This is a genomic window from Burkholderia sp. AU30198, from assembly GCF_020419825.1.
Classification (GTDB): domain Bacteria; phylum Pseudomonadota; class Gammaproteobacteria; order Burkholderiales; family Burkholderiaceae; genus Burkholderia.
This window is the reverse complement of record NZ_JAIZSA010000005.1, coordinates 157,131-173,499: the sequence shown is the minus strand read 5'-3', so window position 1 is coordinate 173,499 and position 16,369 is coordinate 157,131. Positions and strand designations below refer to the sequence as shown.

Here is a 16,369-nt window from a genome sequence, read left to right as displayed (position 1 = left end):
ATTCATTCGCATACCGGTCTCTATTGGAGATTTATATCGTATGGCGAAACAACGGCAAATCGCATTGCCGCTGGCATGGTAACTGCTTGAAGCTTCGATGATGAGCGATCCGAATCCGGCGTCATTCGACGCACGCTCGAATTTCAACGACACAAACAGGACATCGATGAGCATCAAATTCTTCTCCCGCCTCCCGTTGCACGGCGAGACGCAGTTCATGCCCGGAGACGGTCGCAATCGCGGCGACTGGAACGGTTCAGGAGAGGCCGCCACCGGCGCAGTATCGCGCTTCAAGGTCGGAGATCCGTTCACCTATATCGACTACCTGTCTCAAGTCGCGCGCGCGGCCGAAATCAACGGTTTCTCCGGCATCTTGATGGTCAACGCACCGACCGGCGAAGAGCCATGGACCGTATGCTCCCTGCTCGCACGAGAGACACGCACCCTGAAGTTCGTCAGTGCATTCCAGCCGTATCACCTGACGCCCTGGAATGCCGTCCAGATGGCTGCAACCTATCAGCGCGCGACGGGCAATCGACTTGCATGGAACATCATCAACGGCGGTTCGGAGGCGATCCAGCGTCAGGTCGGAGATTTCGTCGCGCACGATGATCGCTATCTGCGCGCGAACGAATTCATGGACGTCGTGAAAGGTTACTGGAACAACGAATCGTTCCATTACGAAGGCAAGTTCTACCGCGCGGACGGCGGCGGGCTGCGCGGCCCGCTGAAGAAGGCCGAGCTGCCGCTGATCTGCACCGCGGGCTCGTCGGAGGCCGCGCGCGAATTCGGCGCGAAGCATGCGGACTACTATCTGATGCGCGCTGAACGGCCGGACGACGTCCGCGCCCTGATCGACGACGTGCGCGATCGCGCGCGCCGGCACGGGCGTGCCGACGCGATCCGCTTCGGCATGTCGATCGACGTGATCGCGCGCGAGACCGATGCGCTCGCGCGCGACGAGGCGAAGCGCTTCTTCGACGAAGGCATTGCGACCGGCAAGGCGCGCGCGGCGGCCGCGCATGCGGGGCTGCGCTCCGCGCGCAGGCTCAGCTACGAGCACGAATACGCGCAGGCCGACGCGCCGAGTTTCGACGACTTCTTCATCCACCCGAACGTGTGGTCCGGATTCGGCTATATCGGCATTCCGCCGGGCTGCGCGCTCGTCGGCAGCTACGCGGACGTCGTCGCGCGGATTCGCGAATACCACGCGATCGGCCTGTCGATGTTCTTCCTCGCCGGCTATCCGCACCTCGAAGAGGCGTACCGGATCGGCGAACACATCCTGCCGCATTTCCGCGCCGACACGCAGGACGAAGCCGGCTTCACGCCCGCCGGACCGGCGGCCGACGACGCCGTCGCGCTGCGCGCCGCGAACCAGTAAGCGCCGCGCGCTCCTCTCCCGCGCGCGGTCCGCCCGCGCGCCGCTCATCCGACCACCACGGCCGGACGGCGCGTTGCGCCCGTCCGCCGGGAGACCTCACGACCTATCGACATGCATAAAGGCCCCCTCCCCCGCAAAGCGTTGCTGCCGACGAGCGTCGGCGCGCTGCTCGCGCTGAGCGTCACGCACGACGCGTTCGGCGCGGACCCCGCTCCTCCGGCAGCCACACCGGCCGCCACCGCCGCCGTCGCGCCGGCCCGCGCCAGCGATGCGGCCGCCACGCGCGGCAACGGCCCTGGCCGTGGCGACCCGCAGCACGTGACCGAACTCGGCGCCGTCACCGTGACCGGCACGCGCACCGTCGCGCCGGCGCGCCAGGTTGTGCCGAATCGCGCGGTCGCGTCGGTCTACGGTACGTCGGCGGCGGTCGTCGACGTGCCGCGCGTCGTGTCGGAGGTCAACAGCGAGCAACTGCACAACGACGTGATCCGCAGCACCGACGACTTCGTCAAGTACGCGCCCGGCATCACGCGCGGCGGCGGCCAGAACGTGTCGGGCGCGCCGCAGATCCGCGGGCAGGCATCCGAGATCTACCAGAACGGGCAACGCATCTATTCGCAGGCGAACGACCATCCGATCAACATGAACGCGTACGAGGCCGCCGACATCGTCGCGGGCCCGTCGTCGGTCGTGTTCGGCCCCGGCAGCAACACCGGCGGCTACGTGAACTACATCACCAAGCAGCCCGATTTCGACGCGCAGCACAGCGAGGTCAAGGCGAAGATCGGCACCTGGGTGCCGGGCGACAACTCGTTTCACGACAACGCGGTGACGTTCGACACGACCGGCCCGATCAACGACCAGCTGGCGTACCGGCTGAGCGTCACGAAGCAGGCTGCCGACACGTACTACAACAACGTGCAGAACAACTTCAACGCGATCTACGGTGCGCTGTCGTGGAAGCCGAAGTCGAACGTGCGGATCGACTTCAACGGCGCATACGACGACTACTACGACTTCAACATCACGCGCGGCTGGAACCGCAACACGCAGCAGATGATCGACGATGTCGGCACGTATTACGCGGGCCGTGCGACACCGCTCATCAGCAGTCCGGGCGCGGGCATCTGGTCGCCGGTGTTCGCATCGGGCGCGGCCAACTCGTCGGTGATCGGCTGGCAGCAGCGCACGCCGAACAGCCAGAACCAGTACATCGCCGGCCCGGTGCAGACCACGCCGCTGCCGAACTCGACGCCCGACAAGGCCGGCAAGATCGTCGGCTGGGTGTACGACCCGAACCTGCCCGGCAACGGCGCGACGAAGCTGAACGCGTCGCAGGGCTCAGGCCAGCCGGACGACCGCAACTCCGCACGACGCATCAACCTGCAGTTGCGCGAGACCGTCGACCTGTCGCCGACACTGTCGATCGTCAACAGTACCTACTATCAGCGTTCGGACAGCTTCAACAACTCGGTCGGCAGCTTCTTCGTGCAGGCGCACGACAACCTGTTCGAAAACCGCGTCGAGGTGCGCAAGACGTTCGACTTCTCGACGTTCGGGCTGAACCTGAAGGATGAAAGCAACACGGGCGTGTCGTACCGACGTGAAAGCTTCGAGCAGATCGCCGCGAACAACAACTTCAACTTCTCGCCGTACGATCTCACGCAACCGTCGAATACGCAAAACCCGGGCGCACTGCTCGGCCTGCCGACGCCCGCCGGCCCCGGCTCGTGGATCGGCCAGGCCGGCGTGCCGCAGCACTCGTCTTACTTCGGCTACCTGAACCTGCCGCCGATGGTCAAGTACGGCGACCTCTATGCAGAAAAGGGCGGCTTCCCGCCGAACGGCGCAGTGTACACGTCGGCGGGGCGCTGGACCGACGTGAGCCTGTTTACGCAGCACAACCTGCGGATCGCCGACCGGATCGGCGTGAACGTCGGCTTCAGCGAGACGTTCATCGACGCGACGATGAACAACCCCGTCGTGCTCACGCCCGCCGATGTCCGTTCGAGCTCGGGCAGCTTCAAGCTGCCGAGCGTGCAGGCGAGCGTCTACTTCAAGCCGACCGAGGGTAGTACCGTGTACTTCACGTACGACCGCTCGCAGGCGCTCAATACCGGCGTATTCACGGAAGGCCTCGTGTGGGGGCCCGGCAACGCGCTGAACCCGGACGCGTTCCACAGCGTCAGCGAACTGTATGAGATCGGCGCGAAGTTCCAGTTGTCAAAGAGCCTGTTCGCATCGATCGCCGCGTATCAGCAGACGCGCGATACGTCGCCCGACACCAACGGCAACATGGCAAAGTTGCGCGTCAAGGGGATCGACGGCGCGCTGCGCTTCCAGCCCGACCGCCATCTGAGCGCCGGACTGAACGCGACGGTGCTGCAGGCGCGCTATACGTCGGTCGTACCGGGCGGCTTCTCGCCGTTCGGCTTCTACGCGGACAACCAGACCGTGTTCGGCGACAGCAACGCGCTGAACAAGCGTCCGGCCGGCGCCTATCCGGCGCCGGGCATTCCGAAGTGGAGCGTCAACGGCTTCGTCAACTACCAGTTCGATTCGGGCTTCGGCACGCAGGTGTCCGCGTGGTGGACAAGCGGCTGGTACACGAACCTGAGCCAGACCGTGCGCGTGCCGAACGAGTACAACGTCGACGTCGCGCTGTATTACCGGCAGCCGCGCTGGGACGTGAGCCTGAACTTCATGAACGTAACGAACCAGCACAACTTCGTGCAGGCGCTCAACGCGAGCGGCACCGGCGAGTTCCTGCAGCCGCTGATGCCGTTCGCGATACTCGCGCAGGTTGCGTACCGGTTCTGACGGGCTGGGGCGCGGCGTCGTGCGACGCCGCGCCGTACGAAGGCCGGGCTGTATTGCGCAGCGCGTTTCGTGTCGATCAACGCGCCAGACGCGGCAACACTTCCTGACCGACGCGCAACGCCTCTTCGAGATGCGGATTGCCGGCGAGAATGAAGGTCGAAATCCCGGCATCGCGGAATTCGGCGAGCCGCTCTGCGACGTTCTCGTAGCTGCCGACGAGGCCGATCGCGGGGCCGGGTCGCGCCTTGCCGAAGCCCGCCCACAGGTTCGGGCCCGCGATCAGGTCGTCGAAACGCGATGCGTCCGCGTGATACGCGGTCTGGCGTGCGGCGCCGACCGAATCCGAGCCCGCGGAAATCCGCTGCATCGCGCGCGCGGTATCGGCGTCGATACGCTCATACTGCCGGCGCGCTTCGGCCCACGCGGCGTCCTCGGTCTCGCGCGCGAGCACGTCGACACGGATGCCGAAGCGCGGCGTGCGTCCGTGCTCGGCGGCCCGCTCGCGCACGCGTTGCAAGTGCGGGCGCAGTCGGTCGACCGGCTCGGCCCAGTTCAGGTAGACATCCGCATGTCGAGCGGCAACCTCGAGCGCCGCGTCGGAAAACCCTGAGAAATACACCGCCGGCCGTCGCGCGGTGCGCAGCGGCGGCGGCAACGCTCCGTCCTCGAGCCGGTAGATCCTGCCTTCGTATGAAAAGCGCTCGTTGCGCCACAACCCGTCGATCACGTCGAGAAATTCGCCCGTGCGCCGATAGCGCAGGTCGTGTTCGAGAAAGTCGCCGTGCGCGCGCTGATGCGCGGGCACGCCGCCCGTGATGATGTTCCATTCGAGCCGGTCGCGTGACAGCAGTTGCAGCGTCGCGGCCTGCTGCGCCGCATAAGCGGGCAGCGTCCACGTCGCCTGGAACGCGACCAGCAGCCGGATCCGGCGCGTCTCGCGTGCGATCGCCGCCGCCGCGATCCACGGCTCCGGGCCGGTAGGCAGCAGCGCGCCCTCGAAGCCCGCCAGTTCCGCGGCCTTCGCAACCTGTGCGATGTAGTCGAGGTACGTGAAGCCGTCCGGCGATCCGTCGGGCAGGCGCCCGGGCGCGATGCTGCCGGGTCGCCACACCGGCGCGTTGCGCGTGTTCTTGTCGATCGCGAAATCGGGACCGTCGCTGCCGAGCGGCAGCCGCCAGAAAAATTCCGTCGTCATGATGCTCCTTGCATTGCAGTGGCAAATGTCACGTATGGACCGCTTCCGGTCACGCAATGACCGTGCCACCACACCGAACGTGCCGGCCCGCCCTGCTCGGCATGCGTTTCCGGGCACCGCGTGTGCGACGGTTCCGTATGCAAACCACACGATTGCTGAAAATCAGCCAGCCCGCGCTCCGGATTGTTGTGTCAGCAACAGTTTTTCCGGCATGACGCGCGACGGCATTACACCGTTACTCCGCTTGCATGAAACGCATGCGCGTGCGGCGGGACGCCCGGTCGCGGGCGCCACGGCGTCGGTTGACGTTCAGCAGCCGGCGGGGCACGCACTGGTACGGCTCTTGCTGATCGATGTGCTGCAGCTGATGCGCACTGCCACGCCGGTACGTCGCCGCTGCGCGTCACTCTCGACAAGGACCAGAAGGACCGCACGTGTCCTCCGAACTTCCGGAAACCATACGTATGACCATCAGTTTTGGCGGCAAGGCGATTGCACCTTGCCTGTTGATCGGGCTGGCCGCGACGTCCGCCGCGCCGGCCGCCATCGCGGCCGGCGACGTGCCGGCCGGCAAGGAGACCAGCCTCGACACCGTGACCGTTCGCGCGGATCGCCAGGCGCAGGTCGCCGACACGAAGAAGGAAACGAAATCCGGATCGCGTGCGACGCTGACGAAGGAGCAACTGGACAAGTTCGTCGGCCTGTCGTCGGCCGTCACGGGAGCGCTCGCCTACGTGCCGGGCGTGCATTTCGGCGGCGGCGACGCGTCAGGCATCGCCGAAGGCAACTTCAGCATCCGCGGCTTCAGCAAGGACCAGATCGGCTTCACGCGCGACGGCGTGCCCGTCAACGATCCGCTCTATCTGACGCCACACGCGGATTTCATGGGCGATCCGGAGAACTACGGCTCGGTCAGCGTGCTGTACGGATCCGCCGCGATCGATGCGCCGACGCTCACCGCGAGTGGCGGCAGCGTTGAGATCCGCACGGTCGCGCCGACGCCGGAGCGCGACTTCCTGTTCAAGCAGGGGTTCGGCAGCGATAGCCTGCGCCGCACCTATTTCCGCGCGAATTCCGGCGAGTACAACGGCTTCTCGGGATGGCTGTCCGCGTCGCACACCGAAGGCAATCTGTGGACCGACGGCGCAGGCGAACAGCGCGCGACACGCTTCGAAGGCAATCTGCAGTATCGGTGGGGCAACGGCAACCGCATCAACGGCATCTTCTCGTTGTTCGACATGAAGACGAACAACTACCTGAACCCGACGCTCGCGCAATTCAACGCGCAACCGTACGGCACAGGTTATCCCGACGTCGCGTTTCCGACAGCCGGCCCCGCATACGGCGCCGGCGCGGGGCTGCCCGGCGGCGGCGCGAGCGCGAAACTGCAACGCGCCGACTTCAGCATCCAGACCTACGCGCTGAATGGCCTGTTCAACCTCGGCGACTCGGTCCGGCTGCGTGTCGATCCCTACTACGTGCGCGTCGCCGACGGCGCCGCATCGGTCGCCGCGGTGCTGCTGCCGAACGCGCTGCTCAGCCCGGCCGTCAGCGGCGGCGCGACGTCGGGGTCACGCCCGGTCGCACTCGAAATCTTCCCGTCGCAGTACCGGCTGGGCACCACGACGCGGCTCGATTTCACGGTGTCCGACACCAACAGCCTGCAGCTCGGCAGCTGGTTCGACTACACGCACGCGAACAACCAGCAGCCGGCCGTCGCGATCGGCGCCGACGGCGCGCCCGTCAGCACCAACGGCGGCGGCATCGTCGCCGGCGTCGACGGGCGGCCGCTGTATTTCACGAATCAGCAGGACCGGATCTCGACGCAGAAGGTCTGGCTGCAGGACACCTGGAACTTCTCGCCGAACTGGCTGCTGACGGCCGGCGTCGCCTACCAGCACACGCTGCTGCAGGGCACCAACGTCGCGGGGCTGCTGAGCGGCAATGCGTCCGGCAATGCCGCGCACTACAACCGCGTGCTGCCGTCCGCGAGCCTGTCGTACCAGCTCGACGCACGCAACCAGCTCTACGCGAGTGTCGCATCGAATATTCGCACGCCGGCCGTGTCGTCGGTGTTCTCGTCGACCGCGACGAGCCCGCAGACCGCGGAAACGACGCTGAACCACGAGATCGGCTGGCGCTTCTCGACGGCCGACCTGCTCGTCAACACCGCGCTGTTCTACGACCGGTTCCGCAACCGGCAGGTGTCGTATTCGCCCGTGACCGGCGTGACGTCGTATTTCAATGCAGGCAGCGTGACGACCGAAGGCGCCGAGCTGTCGTTCGCGGGCCGGCTGCCGCACCACTTCAACTATTTCGGCTCGTGGACCTATGTGCGCGCGACGCAGGACGACGACTACAGCGCGAACGGATTGACCGCGAATACGCGCGGCCGCCAGTTGTACAACACGCCGCGCAATGTCGCATCGCTCGGCGTCGGCTACGACGACAGCCATTTCTACGCCAACGTCGTCGCGCGCTACACGGGCAGTTATTTCGGCGATCTCGCGAACACCGAGCGAATCGGCAGCGCGACCGTCGTCGACCTGAACCTCGGCTACCGCTTCAAGCCGCCGGGTGTGTTCATCAAGAACGCGGTGCTCAGCCTGAACGTCAACAACCTGTTCAACCGGCATTACCTGTCGAGCGTCAACTCGGGCACGGTATCGGCCGCGCAGGGCTCGGCGTTCTATGCAGCGCCGACGTACTGGCTCGCGCAGCCCGTCAACGTGTTCGCCAATCTCGCACTCAACTTCTAGGCGCCGTCGCCGCAAAGGAATTCGACATGACGACTCCCCTCTTCGACCATGCCATCGTCGGCGGCGGCACCGCGGGCTGCGTGCTCGCGCACCGGCTGTCGGCCGACCCGCGCGTGCGCGTGCTGCTGATCGAGGCCGGCATCGACACGCCGGAACACGACACGCCGCCCGACATCGCGACCGGTCTCGAACCGTGGCTGCCGCGCTTCGCGGGCGATCGCTACTTCTGGCCCGGGCTGACCGTATCGCGCGTCGACGATCTGCCCGGTTTCGTGCGACCACGCGAGCGTTACGAGCAGGGACGGATTCTCGGCGGTGGATCGAGCGTAAACATGACGGTCGCCAATCGCGGGCTGCCGCGCGACTACGACGAGTGGGCCGCGCTCGGCGCGCAAGGCTGGGACTGGACGCACGTGCTGCCGTATTTCCGCAAGCTCGAACACGACCTGCAGTTCGGCGTCTCCGATCCGGTGCGACATGGCCGCGACGGTCCGATCCCGATCGACCGCGTCGACCGGCGCCACTGGACCGCTTTCACGAACGCCGTCGCGCACGCGCTCGAAGCGGACGGCCTGAACCATCTCGACGACCAGAACGGCACCGACGTCGACGGCTACTTCTCGCCCGCGTTCACCGCGCGCAACGGCCGGCGCGTGTCGGCGGCACATGCGTATCTGGACGCGTCGACGCGCGCGCGAGCGAACCTGACGCTGTGGACCGGCGCGCACGCGACACGGCTGCTCGTCGACGGCGCGACGGTATATGGCGTCGAGGTGCGGCGCGGCGACATCACGCAGACGGTGCATGCCTCCGAGGTCATCGTCGCTGCCGGCGCGCTGCAATCGCCGGCGCTGCTGTTGCGCGCGGGCATCGGGCCCGCGGCGCAACTGCAAGCGCTGCAGATTCCGGTCGTCGCGGATCGACCGGGCGTTGGACAGAACCTGTGGGATCACGCGTCGCTCGCGGTCGCCGCGCCGCTGCCGGGCAGCGCGGCTGCCGACGCGGCCAGTGCGCCCGGCGCACCGCCGCATCAGATCGGCGTGCGGCTGTCATCGGGCGTCGATCCGGCGACGCCATCGGACCTGTTCCTGCATGTCGGCGCCAATCCGGCGCTCGGGCTCGTCAGCTCGGTGTTCTGGATCAACAAGCCGAACTCGCGCGGCGCGTTGCACCTCGACCCGGCCGATCCGGCCGGCTCGCCGCGGATCGATTTCGGGCTGCTCGGCGACCGGCGCGACATTGCACGGCTGCGCGTCGCACTGCAAACGGTCGCGCGACTGTTCGCGCATCCCGCACTCGCCCGCCACGAACTGCGGCCAGTCGCATCGCGCTTCGCGGAGCCGGCGCTCGGCGGCCCGCCGCTCGACGCGCTGCTCGCGGACGACGCGGCGCTCGAACGCTATCTGCGCGAAAACGTGTCCGGCGTCTGGCATGCGAGCGGCACCTGCCGGATCGGTGCAGCCGACGATCGGCATGCCGTCGTCGACGCATCCGGCCGCGTGTACGGCGTGCGCGGGCTGCGCGTCGTGGACGCATCGGTGATGCCGACCGTACCGACCGCGAACACCAATCTGCCGGTTCTGATGCTCGCCGAGAAGATCGCGGACGCGATCAAGGCGCAACGTTGAAGGAGGTTTCCATGTCAATTCATCCACTCTGGATCGACGGCGTCGCGCAAGCGGGCGACGCGTCCGATCCCGTCATCGATCCCGCGACCGAAGCCGTCGTCGGCTACGCGGCGCGCGCCAGCGACGCACAACTCGACTCGGCCGTCGACGCCGCGCGACGCGCGTTTCCCGCCTGGGCCGCCGATCCCGCCGCACGGCGCGACGCATTGCGTACGGCGGCCGCCGCGCTGCGCGAACATGCGGACGAGGTCGCCACGCTCATCACGCGCGAGCAGGGCCGGCCGCTGCGCTTCGCGCACGCGGAAGTGGCGGGCGCTATCGCGGTGCTCGAACATCATGCGGCATTCGACGCGCCGCCGCCGCAATCGCTGCGCGACGACGACACCCGCTTTGCGCGCGTCGAGCGGCGGCCGCTCGGCGTGGTCGCAGCCATCGCGCCGTGGAACGTGCCGGTCGTGCTGCTGCTTCTGAAGGTCGCGCCCGCGTTGCACGCGGGCAACACGGTTGTCGCGAAACCGTCGGAACACACGCCGCTGTCGACGTTGCGCGTCGCGTCGATTCTAGGTCCCGCCTTCCCGCCCGGCGTGCTGAACGTGATCGCCGGGCCTGGCTCGACCGGCGCCCGGTTGGCGGCGCATCCGCAAGTCCGGCTCGTCACCTTCACCGGCAGCGTCGCCACCGGCAAGCGGCTGTATGCGTCCGGCGCGGACGACGTGAAACGGCTCACGCTCGAACTCGGCGGCAACGACGCGGCGATCGTGCTCGACGACGCGGATCCGCAAGCGATCGCCGAGCCGCTCTTCTGGGGCGCATTCTGGAACAGCGGCCAGGTCTGTTTCGCGATCAAGCGGCTGTACGTGCACGAGCGCGTATTCGAACCGCTGCTGGCCGCGCTCGTCGCGCGCGCGCAACGCACCGTTGTCGGGCCCGGGCTCGAACCGGCGAGCGAACTCGGGCCGTTGACGACGCGCGAGCAGTTCGACCGCGTGCAGGCGCTCGTCGACCACGCGCGGGCGCGCGGCGCCCGTATCCACACCGGCGGCGTACCGCTCGAACGCGCGGGCTTCTTCTATCCGCCGACACTCGTCACGCACGTCGGCAGCGGCGATGCGCTCGTCGACGAAGAGCAGTTCGGCCCCGTGCTGCCGCTGATTCCATTCCACGATCCGGAAGACGCGATCGCGGCCGCGAACGCGAGCCGCTACGGGCTCGGCGCGTCGGTGTGGTCGCGCTCCGTCGACCGCGCGCTCGCGGTCGCACGGCGGCTCGAAGCGGGCCTCGTGTGGGTCAATCAGCATGGCGAAATCCTGCCGGGCGCCCCGAAGGGCGGCCACAAGTGGAGCGGCCTCGGATACGAAGGCGGCGCGCGCGGCTACGACCAGTTCAGCGAACTGCAGGTCGTCAACGTCGCGCGCGGATGAGCGCGCGACACCCTTTCCGGAGAACAACGATGTCACATCAATCCCAACCGGCGCGCGGCAACGGATGGTCCGTCGCGCTCGTGCTGACGTTCGCGGTGCTGATCGCCGCATGCCACGGCAAGACGATCGTCCTCGTCACCGATATCGCGCACGCGTATCACGTCAGCCCCGCGCACGCGAGCTGGGTCGTGTCGGCCGTCGCGGTGGTCGCAGCCATCGGCTCGCCGTTCGTCAACTGGGCCGTTGCCGAGATCGGCGAGCGGCGCGCGATTGCGTTCGGGCTCGTCGTCGCGGCGCTCTGCAGTTTCGCGGAAAGCCGCGCGAACGACTTTTCGACGCTCGTCGCGCTGCGCGTCGTCGAGGGCGTCGGCTACATCAGCGTCGTGCTCGCCGCGCTCGCGCTGCTGATTCACCTGACCGCCGGCCGGCAACGCACGACCGCACTCGCATTCTGGTCGGTCGCGTCGCCGCTCGGCGGCGCGCTCGCGATCTTCGCGGTGTCGCCGCTCGTCGGCGGTGCATGGCGCGTCGCATTCAGCGGCCACGCGATCGTGCTGCTGGCGCTGCTCGCGGCCACCCCGCTGCTGCCCGACACCGGCGGCGCGCGGCCGGCCGAACGGCGCCGGCTGTCGCAGGTGCTCGCGATCTATGCGAATCCGTCGATCTGCCGGCTCGCGTTCGCGGTGGGTGCGCCGCTGACGGTCGCGCTCGGGCTCGTGATCATCGAGCCCGCGTATTTCGTCACATCGCTCGGCGTGTCGCCCGCGGCGATCGGGCTGATCTCGACCGTCGGTATCCTGTCGAGCGTCGCGGCCGGCATCCTGGCCGGCTACGTGCTGACACGCCCCGTCGCCGGGCCGATCGCAGTGCTCGGCGCAGCCGCCGTCGGGCTCGCGCTGGAAATCCTCGTGTTCGTGCCGGGTGTCGGCGCGCCGGTCGCGATCGCCGCGAAAATCGGTCAGGGCTTTTTCGGCAGCTTCGTCATGGCGTGGGTATTCACGCGGATTCCGAGCATGTCGGTCGGCGGCGACGTGACGGGCGCTGGCGGCGTGGCCGAACAATGCCTGTACCTGTCGATGTTCATCGGTCCGGTCGCGCTGTTCCCGCTGTTCGCGTTGCCGTCGAGACTGCCGCTGTTCGCGTTGCTGACCGTCGCCGCGCTGCTGCCGCTCGTGCTGTTACCGCTGGGCTTGCCGTCGCGGCGCGCCCGAACCGCCGGCGAGCCGGCCGTGGACGTGCAGGTGCGACGCGGATAACCGTGACGCGATCGTCCGGCGCGCCGTGCGACTCGTCGGCGCCGCCGGATTCGCGCCACGCCCTTCACGTCGCCGCCAGCGACGGCGTATCGTCCAGCAGCGTGCGCGTATAGGACGTCGCGGGCGCATCGAGCACGTCGGCCGCGTCACCCGCCTCGACGATGCGGCCGTCGCGCAGCACCGCGACGCGATCGGCGATCGCGCGCACGACGCCGAGATCGTGCGTGACGAACAGGATCGCGAGACCGTCGCGCTGCAGCCGCTTCAGCAGCGTCAGCACGGCCGCCTGCACCGACACGTCGAGCGCCGACGTGATTTCGTCGCACACGAGCACGCGTGGCTCGGCGATCAGTGCACGCGCGATCGCGACGCGCTGTCGTTCGCCGCCGGACAGCACGCGCGGCAATTGTGCGAGCGCATCGGCGCGCAGCGCGACGCGTTCGAGCGCCGCCCGCGCGCGGGCATCCGCGTGCGCGGCCGATTCGCCGAACGCATGGCGCGCCGCCGTGCGCAGGATCTCGCCGACCGTATGACGCGGATTGAGCGCGCGCGCCGGATTCTGGAAGATGTACTGGATCTCGCGCCGCGCGGCAGCCGTTCGTCGTGCGGTATCGAACGGCAACGGCGCGCCGCGATAGGCGAGCGCGCCATCCGCATCGGGCGTCAAGCCGGCCAACACGCGTGCGAACGTCGTCTTTCCCGAACCGGATTCACCGACCAGCGCGACACATGCGCCTGCCGGCAGATCGAGCGACACGCCATGCAGGATCCGGCGCGCGCCGCGAACGACGTCGATGCGTCGCGCGGCAAGCAATGGCGCGGGATCGTCCGCGCCGGCCGGCCGCGCGGCGGCATCGGTCGGCACACGACGACCGGCAAGCGGTATCGTTTGCGGCTGCACGCACCGGACGCGGTGTCCTGGCGCTAGCGTCGTCTCCACCGGAAACGCGTCCACGCAAGCCGCGACGCGCGACGCACAGCGCGGCGCAAACGCGCAGCCGGTCGGACGCTCGCGCAAACCGGCGCTCGCCGCGCCATCCGCCGGCGCGACGAGCGGCACGCGTGCGCGCACGTCCGGCACGGCCGCGAGCAATGCGCGGCTGTACGGATGCGCGGGCGCTGCAAGCACGCGTGCGAGCGGCCCGTGTTCGACGATGCGCCCGGCCACCAGCACCGCGACCCGATCGGCGACCACGGCAAGCGCCGCGAGATCGTGCGAAATATAGACGCCCGCGACACCATGCCGGCTGCACAGCGCACGCACGGTGGCAAGCACGTGCCGCTGCGTCGTCACGTCGAGCGCGGTCGTCGGCTCGTCGAGCACGATCACGCGCGGCCGCGCGATGAACGCGAGCGCCAGCAGCACGCGCTGCTGCTGCCCGCCCGACAGTTGGTGCGGAAAGCGCTCGAGAAACGCGTCGTCGCCGGGCAGGCCCGCTTCCGCGAGCACGTCGGCCAGTCGCGCACGGCGCGCGTGCGCGTCGAAGCGCGTCGCATGCACGTCGAGCATCTCGCGCAACGGCACGCCGATCCGGTGTACGGGATTCAACGCGGTGGACGGATCCTGCGGCACGTACGCGATGTGCGCGCCTGCGCCGCTCGCGTCCGTGCCGTCGATCCGCACTCGGCCGGCCGCGATCCGCGCGCCGCGTCGTGCATGGCCGAGCAGCGCAACGCCGATCGTCGACTTGCCCGAGCCCGACTCGCCGACGATGCCGAGCACCTCGCCGGCCGCGACCGACAGATCGATGTCGTCGACGATCGGCGTGCCGTCGGCCAGCGCCACGCGCAGGCCTTCGACGCGCAGGCGCGGCGCTACAACGCGCGTATCGGCATCGTTTGTGTCTGGCGCGCGCGTGTCGTTCGACGCTTCGTGGTTCGCTGCCTCGTGGTTCGCCGCTTCATCGCACTGCGCTTCAGGACGGTGCGCCATTCAAACCTCCGTGTCGCGTGCCAGCGCGCGCGCCCACCCTTCCGCAAGCAGGTTCGTGCCGATCGCGAACAGCACGATCATCGCCATCGGTGCGAGCACGGCCCACGGCTGCACCTGCAGGCCGGCGCGGTTTTCGTTGATCATCAGCCCCCAGTCCGCGGCCGGCGGCGCGACGCCGTAGCCAAGAAAGCCGAGCGCCGCGATCAGCGAGATCGCCCACGTCAGCATGTTGCCGAAATGCACGAGCAGCGGCGCCGCGATGTTCGGCAGGATCTCGATCGCGAGAATGCGCGGCGTCGAATAGCCGAGCATCCGCGCGACCTCGACGTACGGCTCGTCGGTCGCGGCCGCCGTCAGGCTGCGCGCGAGCCGCAGCACGCCGGGCAGCAGCGCGAGCGCGACCGTCAGCGTGATCAGCCACGGCGCGCGGCCGAGCATCGACACGACGAGCAGCGTGAGGATCAGGCTCGGAAACGCGAGCAGCGCATCCGCGAACGCGGACGCCGCATGTTCGGCCGCGCCGCGCCGGTAACCGGCGATCACGCCGGCGACGGTGCCGAGCACGAGCGCGAGCACGCTGGTCGCGAGTGTCATCGCGATCAGCGTGCGGCCACCGGCCAGCACGCGCGATAGCACGTCGTGGCCCAGGTAGTCGTAGCCGAGCCACGCGCCGCGCGCCGGCTCGCCGTAGATCGTGCCGGGCAGCGCCGTCGGCGCATGCGGCGCGACGAACGGGCCGGCGAACGCGAGCAGCACGACCGCGAGCGTCAGCCACGCGCCGGTGCGGATTTGCGCGTCGAGCGGCCGTCCGCGTGCGGGCCGTACCGGGTGCGCCGGATCCGGCGCCTGGGCAGCGCACGCACTGCCGGCACGCGGCACGTCCGCGTGCATCACGTCTGGATCGACGAGCGGCTCGATCGAGGCCAGTCCGGCCAGCAGCGAGGAATGTCGAGTCATCGTGAGCGTCCTTCAGTCGTTCGTTCGGATGGGAACCGCGGCACGCTGCGCGCATGACGATCGGTCACCGCGGTGCGCCGCCTCGGCGTCAGCCGTACCGCGAGCAGATCGGCGACGAGATTGATCGCGACGACCGCGGTCGCGATCAGCAGCACGAGCGCCTGGATCACCGGCACGTCGCGCACGTTGATCGCCGCGTTCAGCGCGGTGCCGAGGCCCGGATACGTGAACACGACCTCGACGACGAGCGAGCCGCCCGCGAGCACGCTGAACGTCAGCGCGACGCCGTGAATCATCGGCAGCAGCGCGTTCGGCAGCGCATGCCGCCACAGAATCCGCCGCTCGGGAATGCCGCGCAGTCGTGCGGCGGCCACATAGTCGGAATCGAGCGCGTCGATCGTCGCGCCGCGCACGAGCCTGACGAGATACGGCGCGCTCGCGATCGCGAGCGTCGCCACCGGCAGCACGAGGTAGTCGAGCTGCGCGAGCCGCGCATGCGCCGGATCGAGCAGCGACACGGCCGGCAGCCACTGGAATACGGTCGTCGCGAACAGCATCACGAGGACGATGCCGATCGCGAACTCCGGCGTCGCCTTGACCAGCACCAGCGCGGGCAACGCAACGCGATCGGCGAGCGAGTCGCGCTTGACCGCGAGCGCCGTGCCCGCGACGAGTGCGAACGGAATCACGACGAGCGCGGTCAGCGCGAGCAGCAGCAGCGAATTGCCGAGCCGCTCGCCGACCAGGCGCGCGACCGGCACGCCAGAATCGAGCGACACGCCGAAACGGCCGTGCGTGGCGGCTGCGAGCCACGACAGGTACTGGTCCGCAAGCGGCCGGTCGAGCCCGAGCTGCGCGCGCAACGTGCGCACCGACGATTCTGGCGCGTCAGGCCCGAGCACCGCGCGCGCGGGATCGGACGGCAGCGCCTGCGTCGCGACGAACACGATCGCGGTGACGGCCAGCACGATCAGCGCGCCGTACGCGGCGCGCCGCGCGAGCCAGCGCACCCATGG

The 16,369-nt window shown here is 68.7% G+C and carries 10 protein-coding genes; 6 read left to right on the top strand and 4 right to left on the bottom strand.

Features of this window, described 5'->3' with window-relative positions:
- The first annotated feature begins 166 nt into the window (after positions 1-166).
- Entirely contained in the window at positions 167-1,384 is a 1,218-nt protein-coding gene (locus LGN19_RS13900; RefSeq protein ID WP_226215263.1) for an LLM class flavin-dependent oxidoreductase, read from the top strand.
- A gap of 111 nt (positions 1,385-1,495) precedes the next feature.
- Positions 1,496-4,204, top strand: a complete 2,709-nt coding sequence (locus tag LGN19_RS13895; protein ID WP_226215262.1) for a TonB-dependent receptor — start codon at positions 1,496-1,498, stop codon at positions 4,202-4,204.
- Positions 4,205-4,280: 76 nt separating this feature from the next.
- Here the strand turns inward: LGN19_RS13895 and LGN19_RS13890 are convergent, their stop codons facing one another.
- Entirely contained in the window at positions 4,281-5,399 is a 1,119-nt protein-coding gene (locus tag LGN19_RS13890) for an LLM class flavin-dependent oxidoreductase (RefSeq protein WP_226215261.1), read from the bottom strand.
- Between the two features lie 464 nt (positions 5,400-5,863).
- On the opposite strand from LGN19_RS13890, the gene LGN19_RS13885 reads away from it, so the two are divergent.
- Genes LGN19_RS13885 through LGN19_RS13870 form a run of 4 tightly spaced genes read left to right on the top strand, consistent with a single transcriptional unit; the run spans position 5,864 to position 12,463 of the window.
- On the top strand, positions 5,864-8,158 hold the full coding sequence (locus LGN19_RS13885) for a TonB-dependent receptor family protein (protein ID WP_226215259.1): 2,295 nt from the start codon (positions 5,864-5,866) through the stop codon (positions 8,156-8,158).
- Positions 8,159-8,184: 26 nt separating this feature from the next.
- Complete coding sequence (locus LGN19_RS13880; protein ID WP_226215257.1) at positions 8,185-9,786, top strand: GMC family oxidoreductase; 1,602 nt, start codon at positions 8,185-8,187, stop codon at positions 9,784-9,786.
- Positions 9,787-9,797: 11 nt separating this feature from the next.
- Complete coding sequence (locus LGN19_RS13875) at positions 9,798-11,207, top strand: aldehyde dehydrogenase family protein (RefSeq protein WP_174962706.1); 1,410 nt, start codon at positions 9,798-9,800, stop codon at positions 11,205-11,207.
- A gap of 29 nt (positions 11,208-11,236) precedes the next feature.
- Positions 11,237-12,463 carry an MFS transporter gene (locus LGN19_RS13870; RefSeq protein ID WP_226215255.1) on the top strand — a complete coding sequence of 409 codons (1,227 nt, stop codon included), beginning with the start codon at positions 11,237-11,239 and terminating at the stop codon, positions 12,461-12,463.
- Positions 12,464-12,527: 64 nt separating this feature from the next.
- On the opposite strand, the gene LGN19_RS13865 is transcribed toward LGN19_RS13870, so the two are convergent.
- The 3 genes from LGN19_RS13865 to LGN19_RS13855 are packed head-to-tail and all read right to left on the bottom strand — an operon-like array spanning position 12,528 to position 16,363.
- The gene (locus tag LGN19_RS13865) at positions 12,528-14,396 is read right to left on the bottom strand and encodes an ABC transporter ATP-binding protein (protein WP_226215253.1); all 1,869 of its coding nucleotides are present in this window, start codon (positions 14,394-14,396) and stop codon (positions 12,528-12,530) included.
- A complete protein-coding gene (locus LGN19_RS13860; RefSeq protein WP_226215251.1) occupies positions 14,397-15,353 on the bottom strand; it encodes an ABC transporter permease in 957 nt (318 codons plus the stop codon). It lies immediately after the preceding gene.
- Complete coding sequence (locus LGN19_RS13855) at positions 15,350-16,363, bottom strand: ABC transporter permease (RefSeq protein ID WP_226215250.1); 1,014 nt, start codon at positions 16,361-16,363, stop codon at positions 15,350-15,352. The genes LGN19_RS13860 and LGN19_RS13855 overlap by 4 nt, the downstream gene beginning before the upstream one ends.
- Positions 16,364-16,369 lie beyond the last annotated feature (6 nt).

Excerpts from the sequence above, each read along its gene's own strand:
- LGN19_RS13900 (WP_226215263.1), top strand. The coding sequence starts at position 167 with ATGAGCATCAAATTCTTCTCCCGCCTCCCGTTGCACGGCGAGACGCAG.
- LGN19_RS13895 (WP_226215262.1), top strand. The coding sequence starts at position 1,496 with ATGCATAAAGGCCCCCTCCCCCGCAAAGCGTTGCTGCCGACGAGCGTC.
- LGN19_RS13890 (WP_226215261.1), bottom strand. The coding sequence starts at position 5,399 with ATGACGACGGAATTTTTCTGGCGGCTGCCGCTCGGCAGCGACGGTCCC.
- LGN19_RS13885 (WP_226215259.1), top strand. The coding sequence starts at position 5,864 with ATGACCATCAGTTTTGGCGGCAAGGCGATTGCACCTTGCCTGTTGATC.
- LGN19_RS13880 (WP_226215257.1), top strand. The coding sequence starts at position 8,185 with ATGACGACTCCCCTCTTCGACCATGCCATCGTCGGCGGCGGCACCGCG.
- LGN19_RS13875 (WP_174962706.1), top strand. The coding sequence starts at position 9,798 with ATGTCAATTCATCCACTCTGGATCGACGGCGTCGCGCAAGCGGGCGAC.
- LGN19_RS13870 (WP_226215255.1), top strand. The coding sequence starts at position 11,237 with ATGTCACATCAATCCCAACCGGCGCGCGGCAACGGATGGTCCGTCGCG.
- LGN19_RS13865 (WP_226215253.1), bottom strand. The coding sequence starts at position 14,396 with ATGGCGCACCGTCCTGAAGCGCAGTGCGATGAAGCGGCGAACCACGAG.
- LGN19_RS13860 (WP_226215251.1), bottom strand. The coding sequence starts at position 15,353 with ATGACTCGACATTCCTCGCTGCTGGCCGGACTGGCCTCGATCGAGCCG.